This window comes from Marinoscillum furvescens DSM 4134, from assembly GCF_003386095.1.
GTDB lineage: Bacteria > Bacteroidota > Bacteroidia > Cytophagales > Cyclobacteriaceae > Marinoscillum > Marinoscillum furvescens.
This window is the reverse complement of sequence record NZ_QREG01000025.1, coordinates 52,764-70,918: the sequence shown is the minus strand read 5'-3', so window position 1 is coordinate 70,918 and position 18,155 is coordinate 52,764. Positions and strand designations below refer to the sequence as shown.

13 protein-coding genes are annotated in these 18,155 nt (G+C 44.9%); 7 read left to right on the top strand and 6 right to left on the bottom strand.

The features are described from left to right. Positions 1-120: 120 nt before the first annotated feature. Positions 121-624 carry a metallophosphoesterase family protein gene (locus C7460_RS20150; protein WP_115869944.1) on the top strand — a complete coding sequence of 168 codons (504 nt, stop codon included), beginning with the start codon at positions 121-123 and terminating at the stop codon, positions 622-624. On the opposite strand, the gene C7460_RS20145 is transcribed toward C7460_RS20150, so the two are convergent. After that, the gene (locus tag C7460_RS20145) at positions 617-2,251 is read right to left on the bottom strand and encodes a M28 family metallopeptidase (protein WP_115869943.1); all 1,635 of its coding nucleotides are present in this window, start codon (positions 2,249-2,251) and stop codon (positions 617-619) included. The genes C7460_RS20150 and C7460_RS20145 overlap by 8 nt on opposite strands. Before the next feature lie 165 nt (positions 2,252-2,416). Between C7460_RS20145 and C7460_RS20140 the strand changes: the two genes are divergently transcribed. Together C7460_RS20140 and C7460_RS20135 are read left to right on the top strand one after the other, a co-directional pair. Beyond that, positions 2,417-3,337, top strand: a complete 921-nt coding sequence (locus C7460_RS20140; RefSeq protein ID WP_170148117.1) for an SMP-30/gluconolactonase/LRE family protein — start codon at positions 2,417-2,419, stop codon at positions 3,335-3,337. Between the two features lie 105 nt (positions 3,338-3,442). Continuing rightward, positions 3,443-5,083, top strand: a complete 1,641-nt coding sequence (locus C7460_RS20135; protein WP_115869957.1) for a dipeptidyl-peptidase 3 family protein — start codon at positions 3,443-3,445, stop codon at positions 5,081-5,083. 48 nt (positions 5,084-5,131) lie between these two features. Here C7460_RS20135 and C7460_RS20130 read toward each other — a convergent pair whose 3' ends face one another. Beyond that, positions 5,132-7,264: a family 16 glycosylhydrolase gene (locus C7460_RS20130; protein WP_115869941.1), complete on the bottom strand. Its 2,133-nt coding sequence runs from the start codon at positions 7,262-7,264 to the stop codon at positions 5,132-5,134. A gap of 384 nt (positions 7,265-7,648) precedes the next feature. Here C7460_RS20130 and C7460_RS20125 point away from each other — a divergent pair, with 384 nt between their 5' ends. Then, complete coding sequence (locus C7460_RS20125) at positions 7,649-8,032, top strand: hypothetical protein (protein WP_115869940.1); 384 nt, start codon at positions 7,649-7,651, stop codon at positions 8,030-8,032. Between the two features lie 54 nt (positions 8,033-8,086). Further along, on the top strand, positions 8,087-9,301 hold the full coding sequence (locus C7460_RS20120; RefSeq protein WP_115869939.1) for a DEAD/DEAH box helicase: 1,215 nt from the start codon (positions 8,087-8,089) through the stop codon (positions 9,299-9,301). Between the two features lie 19 nt (positions 9,302-9,320). Here the strand turns inward: C7460_RS20120 and C7460_RS20115 are convergent, their stop codons facing one another. Continuing rightward, positions 9,321-10,586 (bottom strand): cation:proton antiporter, encoded by a 1,266-nt coding sequence (locus tag C7460_RS20115; protein WP_115869938.1) that lies wholly within the window; start codon positions 10,584-10,586, stop codon positions 9,321-9,323. Between the two features lie 202 nt (positions 10,587-10,788). On the opposite strand from C7460_RS20115, the gene C7460_RS20110 reads away from it, so the two are divergent. Together C7460_RS20110 and C7460_RS20105 are read left to right on the top strand one after the other, a co-directional pair. Then, the gene (locus C7460_RS20110; protein WP_115869937.1) at positions 10,789-11,901 is read left to right on the top strand and encodes a Gfo/Idh/MocA family protein; all 1,113 of its coding nucleotides are present in this window, start codon (positions 10,789-10,791) and stop codon (positions 11,899-11,901) included. 12 nt (positions 11,902-11,913) lie between these two features. After that, the gene (locus tag C7460_RS20105; RefSeq protein WP_115869936.1) at positions 11,914-12,438 is read left to right on the top strand and encodes a DinB family protein; all 525 of its coding nucleotides are present in this window, start codon (positions 11,914-11,916) and stop codon (positions 12,436-12,438) included. 73 nt (positions 12,439-12,511) lie between these two features. Here C7460_RS20105 and C7460_RS20100 read toward each other — a convergent pair whose 3' ends face one another. From C7460_RS20100 to C7460_RS20090, 3 genes are read right to left on the bottom strand one after another with little or no spacing between them, the layout of a single operon-like run. Next, positions 12,512-14,671 (bottom strand): TonB-dependent receptor, encoded by a 2,160-nt coding sequence (locus tag C7460_RS20100; protein WP_115869935.1) that lies wholly within the window; start codon positions 14,669-14,671, stop codon positions 12,512-12,514. After that, positions 14,672-15,553: a sugar phosphate isomerase/epimerase family protein gene (locus C7460_RS20095; protein WP_245986496.1), complete on the bottom strand. Its 882-nt coding sequence runs from the start codon at positions 15,551-15,553 to the stop codon at positions 14,672-14,674. 4 nt (positions 15,554-15,557) lie between these two features. Then, entirely contained in the window at positions 15,558-18,155 is a 2,598-nt protein-coding gene (locus tag C7460_RS20090) for a PQQ-dependent sugar dehydrogenase (protein WP_115869934.1), read from the bottom strand.

Genomic DNA, 18,155 nt, shown 5'->3' with positions numbered 1-18,155 from the left:
CATTGCACTCAAAAAAATGCAAGCAATTATAAGATTCCTGCGCGTATTGGCGGTTTTAGAGGTGTTAAAAAGTGTTAACACCAATAGGAGGACTTCTCATATTAATCCTAGCTTTACAGCATGAAGATTGGCCTCATATCAGACACCCATAGCCACCTGGAGGATAGTGTATTCACCCATTTCGAAGATTGTGATGAAATCTGGCACGCTGGAGATATCGGGACACAGAGTGTACTAGAAAAATTAGAGGCATTTAAACCTACAAGAGCTGTGTTTGGAAATATAGATGGGCATGAAATCCGTGCTGCAGTCCCCGAAGATCAGGTCTTTGAGCGTGAAGGTGTGAAAATTCTGATGACACACATTGCAGGAAAGCCTCCCGGATACAATGCGCGAGTAAAGAAGCTCATAGCAGCACACCAGCCAGACATTCTGATCTGTGGCCATTCACATATTTTAAAGGTGGCCCCTGACAAGTCCAACAACTTACTCTTTGTCAACCCGGGAGCAGCAGGGATTCATGGCTTTCACAAAATAAAAACCCTCCTGCGGATGGAACTACAGGAGGGCAAAATTTCCAATATGGAAGTGGTAGAGCTAGGTTATCGCGGAAAGCTTACATAGCCTCTCGTATAGCCTTAAACTCCGAGCCTTGCTTCCATGCGGGCCACAAATCTCCGTTGGCTAGCTTCCAGCCGAGTTGGTAGAAGAGGTCTACATCCTGATAGACACCCCCAAACTCCCAGGTGGCAGCATCGTATTCATCAGCAGGCCTGTGGTATCGGTTTTGATTGTATTCATCATTTTTTTCCTTGAGGTATGCCACGCCCTTGGCCGGGTCCATGTGCTCATAGGCTCCAGAGGCAAATAGGGCTGGTATGCCCACTTTGGCAAACTGAAAATGGTCTGACCTAAAAAAGTATCCTTTGGATGGCTCGGGGTCTGGCATGATATAACGCCCCTGAGTTTTGGCTATTTCCTCTGCGATCTCTTCTAACTCGGACTGGCCATAGCCTACTACCGTCAGGTCTTTCATGGGTCCGTAGTTTTTGATTCCATCCATATTTATGTTCGCTACCGTCTCACTAGGCAAGTAGATTGGGTTTTCGGCATAATACTTAGACCCCAGCAGCCCTTGCTCCTCAGCTGTCACAGCCAGAAAAACTACCGATCTTTTGGGCTGCTCTTCTCGCTCGGCCATGGCTTTTGCAATAGCCAGTAGTGCGGCGGTACCTGATGCATTATCGTGTGCGCCGTTGTAAATGCTATCCCCATCTACAGGGGCTCCAACTCCCAGGTGGTCCCAGTGAGCACTGTATAACACGTACTCCTCAGGATTGGTAGATCCTGTGATTTTGGCTATCACATTCTGACTCTTGTCTCGCTTGATACCATTGCGCACCGATACACTTGCGGTGACGCCCAATGGCACAGGCTCAAATTCTGTACTTCGCGCTTTTTCCACGAAGTTTTTCATGTCCACATCAGAGGCTTCAAAAATGCGAATGGCAGCTTCTCTGGTGATCCAGCCCTGAACGATAGGCTTGTATGCATCTCCCGTCTGATCCAAGTAAAGGCTAGCCCCAGACCAGGAGTTTCTCACCACCAGCCATGGATAACCTGCAGGAGCCGTATCATGTATAATTAGCACACCAGCGGCTCCTTGCCGGGCGGCTTCTTCGTATTTGTAAGTCCAGCGTCCGTAGTAAGTCATGGTTTCGCCCTTAAACAAGGTACTATCACCGGAACCAAAACCAGGATCGTTAACGAGCACTACTACTGTTTTTCCTTTTACATCCAATCCGGCATAATCATCCCAGCCATACTCCGGGGCCACTACGCCATATCCGGCAAAGACCAGTTCGGAATCCTCCAGACTTACCTCCTCCTCTACACGCTCAGTATAAGCTACAAATTCATCTCCGAGCTGGAGAGCGAAATCATCTGTGGGAGACCCGATGATCATCTGATCTGAAGGCTGAGCATCCAGCTCCACCATCGGCACTTCCTGAAAGTAACTCAAGCCATTGCCTGGCTCCAGACCATACGATGCAAACGCAGACTCCAAATATTCCAGTGTTTTGGTTTCACCTTCAGTAAATGGCTTGCGCCCTAAAAAATCATCTGATGCAAGTGTTTCGATGTGGCTGGCGATAGCTACCGTGTCGATCGTGCCTTTCGGAGCAGATTGCTCGGCACCTCCGCACGCAGCCAGCAAACCAGCCAAAATGGGGTAATGTATATTCTTCATAGGTTCTGTTTTTAGCTAGCGGAATTTCAGCAATTTTTCTGACAGCCGAAAAAAAGAACTATGCAAAATCAACCAAAATCCCTTTGAATGGTAGAATTCCAGATTTCTACAAACAATCAATTGCATACAACCATTATATTCACAAAGAACTTAACCAAAATAACCATGAGTATTTCGAATAACATAGTTGCATGCATTATAGCACTGGTGGCGTTGAGTGCCTGCTCCAGTTCCTCTCAGCAAGAATCTACCAGTGAGTCCGACACCAGTCAGGAGCTAAAAGAGACTAACGACAAAGTATCGCTCAAAAAATTATGGGAAACTGACACCTCTTCGCTACTGACGCCAGAGTCTGTTTTGCATGACAAAACCAACGACATATTGTATGTGAGCTGCATCAATGGCGTACCACCAAATGCGAAAGATAACGACGGATACATAGCCAAAATAAACCCTGAAGATGGATCTATCATAGATCCTAAATGGGTAGACGGCCTACACGCCCCCAAAGGCATGGGCCTTTATGAGGGCACGCTTTACGTAACCAATATCGATGAATTGGTGGCCATCGATGTAGCTACAGGTGAGGTCAGCAATCGCTATGCTGTAGCCGAAGCAAAGTTTCTCAATGACATCACGGTAGATGACGATGGCAATGTTTACTTTTCTGACTCCAACACGAACAAAATCCACCGGCTGAGCCAAACTGGTGAGCTAGACACCTGGATAGATGATGCGAACATGGGTGGTCCCAATGGCCTTTTTCATGATGGAGAAAAAATGATGATGGCTACTTTTGGCTCCGGCAGATTTCATGCCATAGACTACACGGAAGAAAAAGTAGAGCCTGTAGTGGACTCCATTCCGGGTGGCGATGGTGTGGTAAAAGTAGGTGTAGATTACCTGGTGTCTAACTGGAACGGTGAAGTGTACTATGTGACCTCCACATGGGAAAAAGAAAAAATCCTGGACACCAAAGATATGGGTGCCAATGCGGCCGACATTGAATTTATAGCAGACGACCAAAAGCTTCTGGTTCCTACATTTTTTGGCAACCAGGTAGTAGCATATACACTTGTGAAATAAGCCTAAACAAGACTTAAACACATGATAAGGGCATCTATCAGGATGCCCTTTCTTTTTTTGAATAGCTCCAGTAACTTTCGGGTACAAATAAAACCAAACCTGAAAATGAAAAACCTAATCAAAGGAGTATCCTTATGTACCCTGGGACTACTCACCTATTGCACTCAACCGCAGAAAGAGCAGACGGAGGAAGCACCCACCACCAACCCGATGGAAGCTAAGCTAGCCGCATACAAATCCGTCAAATTAACCACAGATCTTTCGCAGCTGTCCGAATCCGAAAAACAAATGATCCCTAAGCTCATAGAGGCAGCTAAAATCATGGATGAGCTGTTTTGGTATGAGGCCTACGGCCAAAAAGACTCATTGCTCAGCACGCTGGAAGATGAAGCAACCCGAAAGTTTACACAGATCAATTACGGACCCTGGGATCGGCTTCAAAACAACGAACCATTCATAGCAGGTGTAGGTCCGAAACCTGCCGGAGCCAACTTCTACCCTGCGGACATGACCAAAGAAGAGTTTGAGGCGGCAGACCTGGAGGACAAAAAGAGCCTGTATACCTTTCTGAGAAGAGACGAGAATGGTGACCTTATGACCGTTCCCTATCGTACGATGTTTGCCGAAGAAGTAGCGGCGGCAAGCGCATTGCTGCTGGAATGTGCTGATATAGCGGAAGATGAAGGACTGAAAAATTACCTAAAGCTTCGTGCAGAAGCGCTGCTCACCGATGAATATCAGCCTTCCGACATGGCCTGGATGGATATGAAATCCAATGGTATAGACGTGGTGATTGGTCCTATAGAAAATTATGAAGACGCACTGTATAACTACAAAGCTGCTCATGAAGCTTACGTACTTGTAAAGGATAAATCATGGAGTGAGCGACTGTCTAAATATGCTGCATTCTTGCCAGAGCTACAGCGGGGCTTACCTGTGGCAGCTGCTTACAAAGCCGAAAAACCCGGAAGTGATGCTGACCTAAACGCCTACGATGTGGTGTACTACGCGGGAGATTGCAATGCCGGCTCCAAGACTATAGCTATCAATCTACCGAATGACGAAGAGGTTCAGCTGGCCAAAGGCTCCCGCAGGCTACAGCTCAAAAATGCCATGCAGGCCAAGTTTGATGAGATACTCGTACCTATTTCTGAAATACTGATCACCCCCGAACAACGCCAGCACATCACCTTCGATGCGTTCTTTGGAAACACTATGTTTCATGAAGTGGCGCATGGCCTGGGGATTAAAAAAACGATAAACGGAAAAGGTACAGTACGCGATGCTTTGAAAGAGCATAGCTCTGCTCTGGAAGAAGGCAAGGCCGATGTGCTGGGCATGTACATGATCACCCAACTGCATAAAAAGGGTGAAATTGACGGAGACATCAAAGACTATTACACCACTTTTATGGCAGGCATTTTTCGTTCTGTGAGGTTTGGTGCGGCCAGTGCACACGGCAAAGCCAACATGATTCGCTTTAACTTTTTCCAGCAGCTAGGAGCTTTTCAGAAGCAAGAGGATGGCACTTATGCTGTAGATTATAACAAAATGGAAGAGGCCATGAACGCACTTTCTGAGAAAATCCTCACACTTCAGGGAGACGGGGATTATGAAGGGGTTGACCTATTGGTAAAAGAAATGGGTCTCATTGGCCCTGAGTTACGCGCTGACTTACTGAAGCTGGAAGCCATCCCTGTGGATATAGTCTTCGAGCAAGGTGTAGAAGTTTTGGGACTCAATTAAAATCAAATACACCCGGGCGAATCGCCCTGGTGTAAGTTTCAATAAAAATTACTTTATCACTTTAAAATTACACTTGCCCTGATGGGTCTTGAAATTGACCAGATAAACACCTCTAGGCCAGTTTTGTACATCGATGAATGATGGTATTTTCTTGGATTCATACATCACCCTTCCACTGAGGTTGATTATTTGAATACTGCTAGCCTCTCCTGCTCGAATAGTCAACACATCACGTACTGGATTTGGGTACACTTCTATTCCTAACTCTGCACTGCTCTGCGTTTGAGAGGTACGCAGCGATCCTGAGGTACAAGTCACTGTATTTGCTGACGCATCATATGGCAGACTCGCCACCACATCATCTACACAAAAGTCTACTGTCAAGGATCCTTTAGCAGACCCTGCAGTTTGAAAATAGGCTATTCCCTGACTATCTGATGTAGCTGTCATAGATTCCACAAATGACCCAGAAAATGACCCAGTCACTGAGGCACCTACAGCCGGAGCACCAGTATCGTCCAATACGGTCACTTCCGCTGTTGCATGCTTAGCTCCTTTACCTGCACTAGCCGTACCCAGCACGATACCATTTACACTTACAGCAGTAGCAGAACCACCTCCAGTCCCACCTCCGGGATTTCCACTCGTGTAGCTATCGAGATTATCAAAATAATAAGTATCTCCCGTGTAAGTATTAGAATTAAACAACACTATTATAGTCGAAACATCAAGGTTATCAGCCGAAGGGTCTGGCTGATCCAGCAATCGAAATTTCAACCTTTCCCATCCTCCCGACTGTGTAGTTTCAGCATGATACCTGCTATGTCGTCCACTTGGGTAATTCGAAGATGTAGCTACAGAAGTCTCCAGCTGTATGAGTATAGGTGTACCCACGGGTGCATTCGTGTATACATCCATGTAAAACTTATCCACCTTAGTACTGTAACTATCCGCATCACTGATGGCAGATGTACTATAAACGAGTACATCATACTGCTCCGCACTATTTCTTATGTATTTACCTACCTGAGCACTTCCATTTAAGGCATCAGGTGCAGGGTTAGGCTCTTCAGTGAGTGTACCAGTAGACGTACTTAGGCTTGCGCTTCCAGGCTCATCAAAATTCTCAAATGAAAAATTATAACTATACGGAGGATCTACTTCCACTCCTACTTTGAGCAATTCAGGACCACATCCATTGTCTACAGCAGCAGTTACATAGCCACTACCCGACCCAAAATCTACTGTAAGTGAGGAAGTGCCCTGACCAGAAACAATTACCGCATCTGAAGGCACAGACCAATTAATGGTGGCCGAATTGGACACGTTATGCAACTCAAAAGTTACGCCACTTGCCTGGTGATCTACTACCGACGGCCCCTCAATCGAAGACCTAAATCCGTCAAAGACACGCACATAATCAACCAGCATCGTAGACGGTAGCATTCCATTGTTTACTTCACCCCCAAGCGTACCACCTACGGCCACATTCAGCAGAAAGTGAAAGTTTTGATCAAACGGCCACTGATAAGGGGCTACATCAGCAGACGTTTTAGTGCTATACAGCTGACCATCTACATACCAGCGAATTATTCCAGGCTCCCACTCGATCGCAAATTCATGAAAATCATCAGTAAACAACCCTTCATACAGGTAAAATCGGTTACCCTGATGCTGATTATTGGGATAGGCATCACCATAATGAATCGTACCATACACATTGTCCGGGTCAGACGAAGTAAATTCCATAATATCAATTTCGCCACTCATTGGCCAGCCTCCGTAAACCTCATCGGTGGGAAGCATCCAAAAAGCTGGCCATAGGCCATGTGCATCAGGAAGTTTGATGCGTGCTTCAAATCGACCATAGGTAAAATCTCCCTTCGATTTGGTGTTAATTCTACCTGATGTGTATTGACTGCCCTTAACACGCTCTTTTTTTGCAGTAATACTCAGTAAGCCATTGGCTACAGTCACATTTGCTTCTTGATAACTTTGCAATTCATTATTGCCCCATCCACATATACCTTCAGCACAGCCATCTCCAATTTGATAGTTCCATTTGGTAAGGTCCAAAGAAGAACCGCTAAACTCATCACTCCAAACAACATTTGGACATTGAGCTACGACAATATGATGAATACACACCGCCACAATAATTAGTAAATTCTTAATCTTCATAGTTTTTTAGGAATTGGTTATGAGGTAATATCATTTTTTAAGGATTTGAATGAAATTTTATCACCACATCAATAATACATCACGTGAATAGCAGTAATACCGGAAGAAACTGCTCAATCGCCACTTGCAAATGCTCACAGCGCTTACAAAGGCATACAAGACTACATCACTAAAATCATTAAGAAGTTAGGTGTGTAATTAGGTCAAAAAATGAAACCAATCAAGGATAGACAACAAGAAATCACTCTACAACTATGCCCTTACCACCTGCAAAAATTTTCTACCGAACAACTGATCGAGAATTCTCCTGTACTCGGCGAACATAAAACTGGTCCGGGAAGTTTATCAATAGTTTGGTCCCGACTCACATAAATTAAGAAAGCTATGTTAATTCAACTTCCTGAGATTTCAATCCAGAAGATTGAGACTCGAGACCAACCTTGTTTACGTTTCACATTTCGAAACAAATTCACAGAGCAAGCCGCTATTGCCGGGACCAAAGTTTGGAATGAAGAACTCAACAAGCATCCGGAATGTACTTACCAGTTTATATGGGATTGCACAGAAATGACGGGGTTTGAGATTTCTGCCCGCCGCGAGTGGTATAAATACATGGCCATTCATAAACATCGTATTAGCAGAGTGACCACTATTTCTGGAAACATCATGATCAGGAGTGCGGCTAAGGTTATGTTAGAGCTCTTTGGCATTCCATGCAAGACAGAAAAACCACTTATCAGCCGACGAAATAGAATTCAACGATTCTAAGTTCACAACTCTCGATCAGTTTCGTTAATTTACGCCAATAAAAAGACGATTCATTTGAAATTTTCAGAACTAAATCTGAATCCAAAATTGCTTGAAGGAATAGAGGCGATTGGATTTGAAAATGCAACACCTGTCCAGGAAGCAACCATACCAAAAATTTTAGAAGCTAAGGATCTTATTGCCGCAGCCCAAACCGGAACTGGTAAAACTGCGGCATTCCTGCTTCCGATCATTCACAAAATCCTGGAAGAACCAGAGGATGACAACATCAAAGCGCTCATCATAGTGCCTACCAGAGAACTGGCAGTGCAAATAGATCAGCAGCTAGAAGGACTCTCCTACTATACTTCTGTCAGCTCACTTGCCGTGTATGGAGGTGGTGATGGTCAGTCCTTTGATCGGGAAAAGAAAGCACTCACAGAAGGTGCCGACATCATCATAGGTACACCTGGACGGCTCATAGCTCACCTCAACATGAAGTATGTAAAGGTGGAAAAGCTCAAGTACCTGATACTTGATGAGGCAGACCGTATGCTGGACATGGGCTTCAATGAAGACATTACCAAGATCATCGGCTACCTGCCAAAGGAGCGACAGACTTTGCTGTTTTCGGCCACTATGCCCACTAAAATACGAGCGCTGGCCAAGAACATCCTGCAAGACCCGGAAGAGATCAATATCGCGATCTCCAAGCCTAATGAGAAAATTGTGCAGGCAGCCTTTGTTGTCTATGACGGACAGAAAATTGAACTGGTCAAGCACATACTGAAGGCAGACTGGCTCCGTAGCGTCATTGTGTTTTGTTCTACAAAAGACAGTGCCAAAAGGCTTACCAAAGAACTCAAGAAGGCTGAGCTTTCAGTGGAAGAGATTCACTCCGATTTGGATCAAAAAACACGTGAAGAAGTACTTAGCCGATTCAAGAGTAGAAAGCTCACGGTACTAGTAGCCACAGACATTTTGGCCAGAGGTATCGACGTAGAAGACATAGACATAGTGATCAACTATGACGTGCCTAACGACGGTGAAGACTACATCCACCGAATAGGTCGGACTGCCCGAGCAGCATCCAAAGGAGCAGCCTTTACTTTTGTCAATGAAAAAGAACAATCGAAGTTTTTGGTCATTGAAGAGCTACTAGGTAAACCTGTGCCAAAAGCCAAAGTACCTGCACACATCGGAGAAGGTCCTGCCTATAACCCTAAACCAATGCGCAGAGGTGGAGGCGGACGTAGAAATGGAAATGGTAAAGGGCGCCGTAAAAAATAGCGCCCTGTTTTTTCTTATGTTATGCCTCACGAGCAAAACGCTCCCGCATTAATATAGGTAAGGTGAATCCCTGAAAGAGAATAGAGCAAACGACCACTACATAAGTCATGGTGATGAGAAGCTCTTTCCCAGGGAAATCCTGAAGTGCCAGAATCAGCGCTATAGGCAAGCCTCCTCTAAATGCTCCCCAGGTCATCAGAGAAACGGTCCCCTGATGAAAGGTTCGTTTTCCCGACATGATTTTGATCGGGATTAGAATACTCAACCACCTCCCAAGCAGGACTACATTTACAGCCAGAAATCCTGCAGCGAAATAATCCATTCGCCAGTCTAGCACGAGCATTTCCAGCCCCATGAGTACAAAAAGCATCACTGCCATGGTTTGCTCCAGCAGATTCCAAAATTTGTATACATAAACTCCAACAGAGCCATCCGCATTGGATGAAGAAGAAGAAAGTCCCCTCCTTCCCAGGTTGCCTATCAGTAGTCCCATGATCAAAGAGACCATCTTGGAGTAAATACTAAAATAGCCTGAAATAAACGAGCCTACCATCACCAAAGCTATGGTGATCAGGACTTCAATATGTACATCGTCATTATCAATATACTTGAGCAAGGAATACCCCAGGTATCCCATAAATAGACCAATCGAAACTCCTCCAACAATTTCCCAGGCTACAATTTCTATCACTTCAAATACCGTAAGGGTCTGTGCCTCTGCCACTATAGCTATGTGATACAACACAAAAGCCAGCACCACCGAAAAAGCGCCATTGAACAGTGATTCTCCTTCGATCTTCAATTCCAGACTTTCGGGAAGCGAAAACCGCTTGGTGGTATTGGTAGAGGAAATCGGGTCTGTAGAAGAAATGACAGCTCCAAAAACCAACGAATACATGTAGCTAATGGAAATGGACAGCCAATTCAGCAAAAAGTAAAGTACCGTTCCAATGACCAGAGTGGAAATAATGGCTCCCAGAATAGAAAGCACTATTACTGGCCACTTTTGCTGACCAAGCTTGCTGATATCCATATTAAGGGCACCAGCAAATAAAATCACGCTAATCACCAACTGATTTAGCACTTCTCTAAAGTCAAAAGATTTTACATGTGTAGCCAAATCGAGTGCCGGCACCAGATGTCCGATCACTATTACCAAAACAGACAGCAACAGCGTAAGAATCATCAATCCAACTGAAGAGGGTAACTTCAGGTAAAATGTATTGAGAAAAATGAATAGCCCCGAAAGGCAAATCAATAATGCAATAAGGTCAAAAATGTGCATATCAATAGGAGTTTAGGCAATGATAAAATGACCACCAATAATGTGTCATCTAAAAATAACGGTAAAATAGGCTCGGTATTTTTACGTATGAAAGCAATAGTTGGATGTCGTGCTGTGATATTGTAAAGAGTTGTCACCTACTACCTTTCTCTCCTACTCCATTTACTAACTTGCTCCAATTCAATGTTAAATATAAAGAAGTATGAAGTTATTTATTGCACTAATTTGCCTCACACTAAGCAGCATGTCACAAAGCCAACCCACAAAACAGCAGCCATTAAAAATTGGAATTGCAGGCTTGACCCACACCCATGTACACTGGCTGCTAGGCAGAGCACCCGCAGATGACATAGAAATCGTAGGCATAGCCGAGCCAAACCTGGAGCTTGCCACACGATACATAAAACAACACGGACTATCCATGGATTTGGTTTACCCGTCCTTGGAAGAAATGATCCAAAAAACAAAACCGGAAGCCGTAACCGCCTTTGGCACTATTTACGAACACTTGGAAGTAGTACAAACCTGCGCTCCTCTTGGCATTCATGTGATGGTAGAAAAACCTCTGGCTGTATCAATGGACCATGCACAAAAAATGGCCAAACTGGCACTTGACCATGACATTCACCTCCTTACGAACTATGAGACTACATGGTACCCCTCCAATCACAAAGCCCGGGATCTTGTCGAGGCTGATCAAATAGGAGAAATCAGAAAAATAATCGTGCGTGATGGACATAAAGGTCCGAAGAAAATCGGAGTAAACGAGGAGTTTTTGGAATGGCTAACAGATCCTAAGCACAACGGCGGTGGCGCACTGATGGATTTTGGTTGCTATGGCGCCAATCTAATGACCTGGCTGATGAGTGGAGAGCGACCGCTCACTGTCACCGCCGTAGCCCAGCAACTACAGCCCGAAAACAATCCCGATGTAGAAGATGATGCCACGATTTTGCTTACTTACGCATCATGTGGGGCCATCATCGAGCCCTCATGGAACTGGCCGATAGGTAGAAAGGACATGGAAATCTATGGAGAGACTGGTGTACTATTTGCCAAAGATAGAAATACGTTGAAACTACACATGAGTGAAGGATATGATGGCTATGAGGAGACCGTATGGGATCTCCCGGAGCGACCAGCACCTTTCCATGATCCTTTTGCGTTGTTGGCGGCTATAGTGCGGGGAACCCATCAGCTGTCTCCGGCAGACCTTTCTGCTTTAGAAAACAACCTCATCGTAATGGAAATATTAGAGGCCGCCAAAGCAAGTATTGAATCGAAAAAGACAATATCTTTAACTCAAGACCATTGACCTCTATTAAATATGAACGATGACTTATCACATGGTATAGAGCTACTGAAACGAACGCCAGACACTTTGGAAGGGTTGTTGAAAGGGCTTAGCGACAACTGGACACACCCAAATGAAGGGCCTGACACCTGGAGTCCGTTTGATATTCTAGGCCACCTTATCCATGGAGAAGAAACAGACTGGATTCCACGGTTGGAGATCATTATGGACCAGGGTGAATCACAACCATTTGATCCTTTTGACCGGTTTGCACAATTTGAGAAAAGCAAAAACAAATCAATCAACACACTTCTGAGTGAGTTTAAAGAACTGCGTTTGGCAAACGTGAGCATTTTAAAATCAAAAAACCTTTCTGCCGAAGATTTAAAGAAAACAGGAATTCATCCAGAGCTGGGAAGAGTAACTGCAGGTGAGCTCCTGGCTACCTGGGTCACACATGACCTTAATCACATCGGTCAAATTGCTAGAGTAATGGCATCACAATACCAGCATAAAGTAGGCCCCTGGAAACAGTACCTTCGCATTCTAAATACTTAGGGACATGAGATAGAATTGAAAAAGCCCATCAGAAATAATATCTGATGGGCTTTCAATGCGTATCTATTGCAGTCTACCACTCCACCCGATAGGCAAGAATTGGAATGAGTCCGAGTTGATATTTCGTTTCTTCCTGGCCTGTAAAACTATCATAATAACGATATGCCTCGTTTTTGATTCCAGCAGCATTTTGCAAATCCAATGCTATAGAGGAGGTTCGGTTTTCGTGAAAGCGTGTCCATACCAATCGAACATCTGCCCGCACATATGTACCCACCTGGTAGTAATTTACCATGGAGCTACTGCCGATTTCCGGGTAATGTTGCCCACCCTGCATCATTCCGCGAACATCTACTGAAAACCGCTTATTCTTTCCTTTTTTGGAAGTATTCCACTCTTTACCTGCAGATGCACTCAGGTTGAAACCGGTATCAGTATGAAGCTCTTCTTCAGACTCTGTAAACCCTGACTCAAAAACACTACCTCCAACACGGTAATACAGGCCCGACGCTATTTTACGGTCTGCATGTACTGATAAGCCATAGCTGTACAGTGCGCTATTTTCGTTTATGTCTGGCACCTGATAGGCAAACAGCTCGGATTGTATTTGTACCAAAGAACCAGTCCACGAATGTCCCAGCATCAAACGATAACTCCGCTGAAGGTCATAGTTGTTTTTCCAAAGCTGAAAACCAAATGGGTTGTTGGCTATGGAATTATTAGGGTTTAAGAGCTGACTGTATTGTCCTCCACCCACGTACATGCTTTGCCTATCGCCCAACAATTGTTTAACAAAGACGCGGTAATCCACCGTTTGCCCTTCGTTGCTACCTGTAAAGCTCACCCCCGCAGTAAGACGCGTACGCTTAGCCAGGGGCGCCTCCAGCTCGGTATAGGGTCGTACCAGGTATTGAGAAACCTCCAACACTTCCAGTGCTTCGTCAGTAATATTGGGGTTCCACAAATAACTATTGGCCTGGACTCCCAACTTCCAAACTGCTCCACCCAGATAGCGCTGGTATTCGCTGTTCAAACTTATGATACGTTGTTCGTTTGCATAAAGTAGGGCTCCTTCCTGTTCGTCGTTTTCATTGTAAAAAAACTGGTCTCGCTCTGTGCTATACCCCGAAACAGCAAGTGATGTATTCAAACTACTATGTGCCAGTGTAGTGTTCAAAGAGGCCCCTACGATACCTGTTTTGTTTTCGTAATAGATATCACTTCTGTCCTTTTGCTCCTCAGACTCCTCAAAGGTTCTATGGTCGAAATTATTGAAGCTCAAACCTCCTACACCAAAAATCTTCAGGTTCGTGCGTTTGCCTACTGGAAGTGAGATAGACATTGCCAGGTCTTGAAAGCCTATAGACTCACCTCCAAAATCCACTCCAAAGCTGGTAAGTAGTCCGGTAAAGGAATAGCGATAATTCGCTGCATAGGTCGCCCTTCCGCCTTCTTTGAAGGGACCTTCCGTGGCAAAGTCCAATCCAATCAGTGAAGCCTGAGCGGTGTACTTTCGCTGATCCGAAGCACCATTTTTCAGTGTCATGTCAAACACTCCTGCTAAACTATTGCCATAACCTACACCAAAAGCTCCATACTGTAAGCTCGATTGGCTCAGCATCTGGGCGCTCAGCATATTTACCCCACCTCCGGTAGCCGATGGACGATCCAAAAACGTCCCCGCATTGGCCAGGTGGTTGGGGTTTACCACTTCCACACCCTCTAGCCTCCAGACGTTGTAGTCTGGTGACAAGCCACGAATAGACACTTGATTGTTTTGATCATTCGCTACGGCAACATCTGGCGAACTGGTCACAAGACGGGCCGGGTCGTAATAAGTAGCCGCAAAACGATTGATTTGCTCTTCTGTAATCTGAATGCTTCCTGGTGTTTCGTAATTTCTACTGTCAGTTACCATCACAGCATTCAGATAAGTTCGCTGTAGGGATATATCTTGCCAGGTAGACTTACCAGAGCGTACCCACACTTCTGTCACTTGCCTCATCTGATACCCCACATAGGATACCTGCAGCGTGTAGCGTCCTGGTTCATTTACCTCCAAATCAAAAAACCCGGATTCGTCAGTGACGGCACCGGCCTCTCCATCGATCACTTGCACGGTAGCTCCAGGCAAGCCCTCCAGGCTTACCTCATCCACCACTCGTCCAGTTATTTTTTGCGCGCTCAACCACGTGGTGCTCAGCAATAGCACCATCCCCATCATGTACTTCATTTACGCTAGTATCTTTTCTGTTAAGTTTTTAAAAGAAATTTCAATGCTCTTCATAGGGTCTGCAGATTGGTCCTGTTCTACAAAGAAGTGCTTCATACCTGAGAGCTCTTTGTTCGCAAACACTTCTTTGTAATCTATGATTCCTTCGCCCACTTCGGCAAATCCACGCTGCTCTGTATTCGCCATGTCTTTCACATGCCAAAGCGGCACTCTACCATCAAACTTTTTAAATTCCTCTACAGGCTTTTTCCCTGCCTTGGTGACCCAGTAGAGGTCCAGTTCAAACTGAACAGCCTTATCGGTTTGGTCTCTCAATAAATACAGAGGCACTTCCCCATCTACCAGCTCATACTCAAAGTCATGATTGTGATAGCACACATTTACCCCTACTTTTTTGGCTTGTTCAGCACAGCTACTTAAGGTCTCAGCGATCATTTTATAATCATCCAGCGAGCGTTGGTCGGCTGGTTGGTAAGGCCATACAGCATATTGCTGCCCTACTTCTGCAAAAAAATCAAGAGAGGCCTCAAACTTATTTTGGAATACCGAGGGATCTATGTGACCACTGACTACTTGTAGCCCAAGATCATCTGCAATCTGTTTGAATTCTTTAGCTGTCATGCCAAAGACTTTTTCCCCATCAAACCCAAACGGCTCAATTTTCTTGTAGCCAATTTCCGCTATTTTTTCCAAAGTACCTTTTGGGTCCTGTGCCATCTGGTTTCTCACCGTATAAAGTCCCAACCCGATTTGTGGTTGTTCACCCGCTATAGCGGCAGTAGCTGCTTCTTTACCGGTTTTCGTTACGCACGATGGCATCAACAGCACTGCAGCCGAAGCTACAGCACTGGTTTTGATAAACTTTCTTCTTTCTTTATACATATTGCTATTGGTTAGACTCAGGTAAAAACTCCACTCTATTTACTCGAATCAGTTGATCTTTTACACCTGGTTTTTTAAAGACGACAAATACATTGTGAAAGCCTGTAGCTCCCTGTAAACTGATAGTCAGTTCCTCAGGGTTTTCACCTTCCTGTATTTCATTCTTACCTAAAAGTTGACCTTCAGCTGAACCACTTCTCACTTCCACTATTACAGGTCTCACCCGATTTAGCTTAAGATTTAGCCCTTTGATTCCAGTCAGATCTACAGATTCATAGCTCACCCAAGAACCATGATAAATACTATTGATACGTCCTCCTCGAGCCTGAATATCATTAGAATCGTCAAAATCATCTCCTGGAAGACTATACGGCATGAGCCAAATATTCTTACGCTCCAAAATAGGCTTAAGTGATCCTTTACCCTGATCCTCATAGCTTGCAGAAAACAAATATCTGCCTTCCTCCTTTTCCGTGACAAAAGTACCTGCAAGAGGGTCACCTTTAGGCTGAGCCAGTGAGAGTATATAGTTTACTATACTCTCCGCATCATCGTTGCTCAGATCTGGATGGGCAGACATTGCTTGCTCTCCCCAAACTCCTCCACCTCCATTGATGATTTTATGGGCCAGATAGTTTACAGCATTTTGCTCATTTTGATAACGCTTTGCTACTTGCTGGTAAGAAGGACCTATCGAAGGACCGTCAATCTTGTGACATCCCATACAGTCCAGAGAATTGATCAATTCCAAGCCTCCAGCTACTGGCACCTGGTGTCCGAGCGCTTCGGCCTGATCTGAAGATTGAAAGTGGGAAATCTCAAAAGCAATTTTGGATTCATCTATCTCACCATTCTGCTCGTCTTCCAGATCAGATACTTTCACTTCGTATGTTACGTTTCGTCCAGGCCAGAAAAAGCTTTCATTTCCATCAATGGCTATCTGTACAACTGGGGGCTCATTTCCTACTTCGATGACAAACTGCTGTGAACGCTTACCGCCTTTAGGATCTGAAACCACCAATTCCGGATAGTAAACTCCGTCCTCATCGAAAGTGTAGGTTACCACTGAGTCGTTCAAAATCTCCCCATCAAAATCCCAGGTAAACTTCAACGAGTGACCGTCATAATCATAGGATTTGGATGCGTCAAACACCACCGTGAGCGGCGAGGTACCTTTGGTTACCGAAGCAGAGGCTTCCAACACAGGAGGTCTATTTCCTGCAACATAACGCACACGTGATAGCTTAGCATTTTCATTGCGTGAAAACCACCCTGTTCCGTATTCCAGAAGATACAACGTACCATCCGGTCCAAATTCCATATCTATCAGGTTATTGAACTTGGTATTGGGCATGAAAGGGTACCAGTCTGTAGGCTGGCCTTCTTCATCCAGCTCCAGAAAGAAAACGAACCCACGCATCCAGTCAAAGAAAGGCACGCGTCCATCAAAGAATTTTGGGAACTTTTCTCGGCCCTGATATTGGTCACTGTAGTACACCGGACCCGCCATAGCATTGCGACCGCCACTGCCAACCTGCGGGAATATGTCCGTTTTAGCATATGGATAATAAATAGTAGCTGGTCTGGCTGGAGGCAATTCGCGCAATCCAGTATTATTTACCGATTGATTGATCGGCTTTTTAGGATCATGCTTCGCAAAGGACTCTCCCGTTTCAAAATCGTACCTGTTGTATGCATAGTTTTTGCCAACGAAGAGCGGCCATCCATAATATCCAGGAGATTTTGCCACATTCCATTCATCATGTCCCCTGGGACCTCTGTTCTCTTTATCATTTCGGGCATCAGGCCCCACATCACCCCAAAACAACCAGCCGCGTTTTGAATCGATTCCAATTCTATATGGGTTTCTACAGCCCATCACATAGATCTCAGGCCGTGTACGAGGATCATTGTCTTCAAATAAGTTGCCTTTAGGAATACTGTAAGATCCATCTGGCTCAGGTTTTATCCGAAGGATTTTCCCTCTCAAATCATTGGTATTACTTGAGGTCCGCTGGGCATCCCATGATTTACGACCCGGTCGTTCGTCTGATGGAGAAAAACCATTAGAGGCAAAAGGGTTGGTATCATCTCCAGTGGAAAGATACAGCAAACCATCAGGGCCAAACTCTATAGACCCACCAGTGTGACAGCATGTTTCACGCTGTACGGGTACTTCGAGTACAACTTTTTCGTTTTTCAACCCAGAGGCCGAATACGTAAACCTGGATAAGTATTGCACAGGCTCATCCCCCACTGGTGAATAATAAATGTAAAGCCAATTATTCTGTTTGAATTCAGGGTCTAGTGCTATCCCCATGAGGCCATGCTCAAAGGTGGAAAACACCGGGATAGAGTCGTACATCCTCAGCTGCTCAGAAGGAATGTCATACTCAAAAATCTGTCCCCTCCTTTGTGTAAACAAAATCTTGTTTCCTTTTGGAAGCACCACCAACTCTGTGGGCTCATAAAGGTTAGTTTCAAAAATTTCCTGAACGAATCTACTTTCTTCAGGTGGTGTTAAATCTGATGAATCTGATGGCGCATGCTCACTGCATGCGCCAATGATAGCCACTACGGCCAATAGTACAATTTTCCTCAC

Excerpts from the sequence above, each read along its gene's own strand:
- C7460_RS20110 (WP_115869937.1), top strand. The coding sequence starts at position 10,789 with ATGAAGTTATTTATTGCACTAATTTGCCTCACACTAAGCAGCATGTCA.
- C7460_RS20095 (WP_245986496.1), bottom strand. The coding sequence starts at position 15,553 with ATGTATAAAGAAAGAAGAAAGTTTATCAAAACCAGTGCTGTAGCTTCG.
- C7460_RS20100 (WP_115869935.1), bottom strand. The coding sequence starts at position 14,671 with ATGAAGTACATGATGGGGATGGTGCTATTGCTGAGCACCACGTGGTTG.
- C7460_RS20105 (WP_115869936.1), top strand. The coding sequence starts at position 11,914 with ATGAACGATGACTTATCACATGGTATAGAGCTACTGAAACGAACGCCA.
- C7460_RS20115 (WP_115869938.1), bottom strand. The coding sequence starts at position 10,586 with ATGCACATTTTTGACCTTATTGCATTATTGATTTGCCTTTCGGGGCTA.
- C7460_RS20150 (WP_115869944.1), top strand. The coding sequence starts at position 121 with ATGAAGATTGGCCTCATATCAGACACCCATAGCCACCTGGAGGATAGT.
- C7460_RS20135 (WP_115869957.1), top strand. The coding sequence starts at position 3,443 with ATGAAAAACCTAATCAAAGGAGTATCCTTATGTACCCTGGGACTACTC.
- C7460_RS20125 (WP_115869940.1), top strand. The coding sequence starts at position 7,649 with ATGTTAATTCAACTTCCTGAGATTTCAATCCAGAAGATTGAGACTCGA.
- C7460_RS20140 (WP_170148117.1), top strand. The coding sequence starts at position 2,417 with ATGAGTATTTCGAATAACATAGTTGCATGCATTATAGCACTGGTGGCG.
- C7460_RS20145 (WP_115869943.1), bottom strand. The coding sequence starts at position 2,251 with ATGAAGAATATACATTACCCCATTTTGGCTGGTTTGCTGGCTGCGTGC.
- C7460_RS20130 (WP_115869941.1), bottom strand. The coding sequence starts at position 7,264 with ATGAAGATTAAGAATTTACTAATTATTGTGGCGGTGTGTATTCATCAT.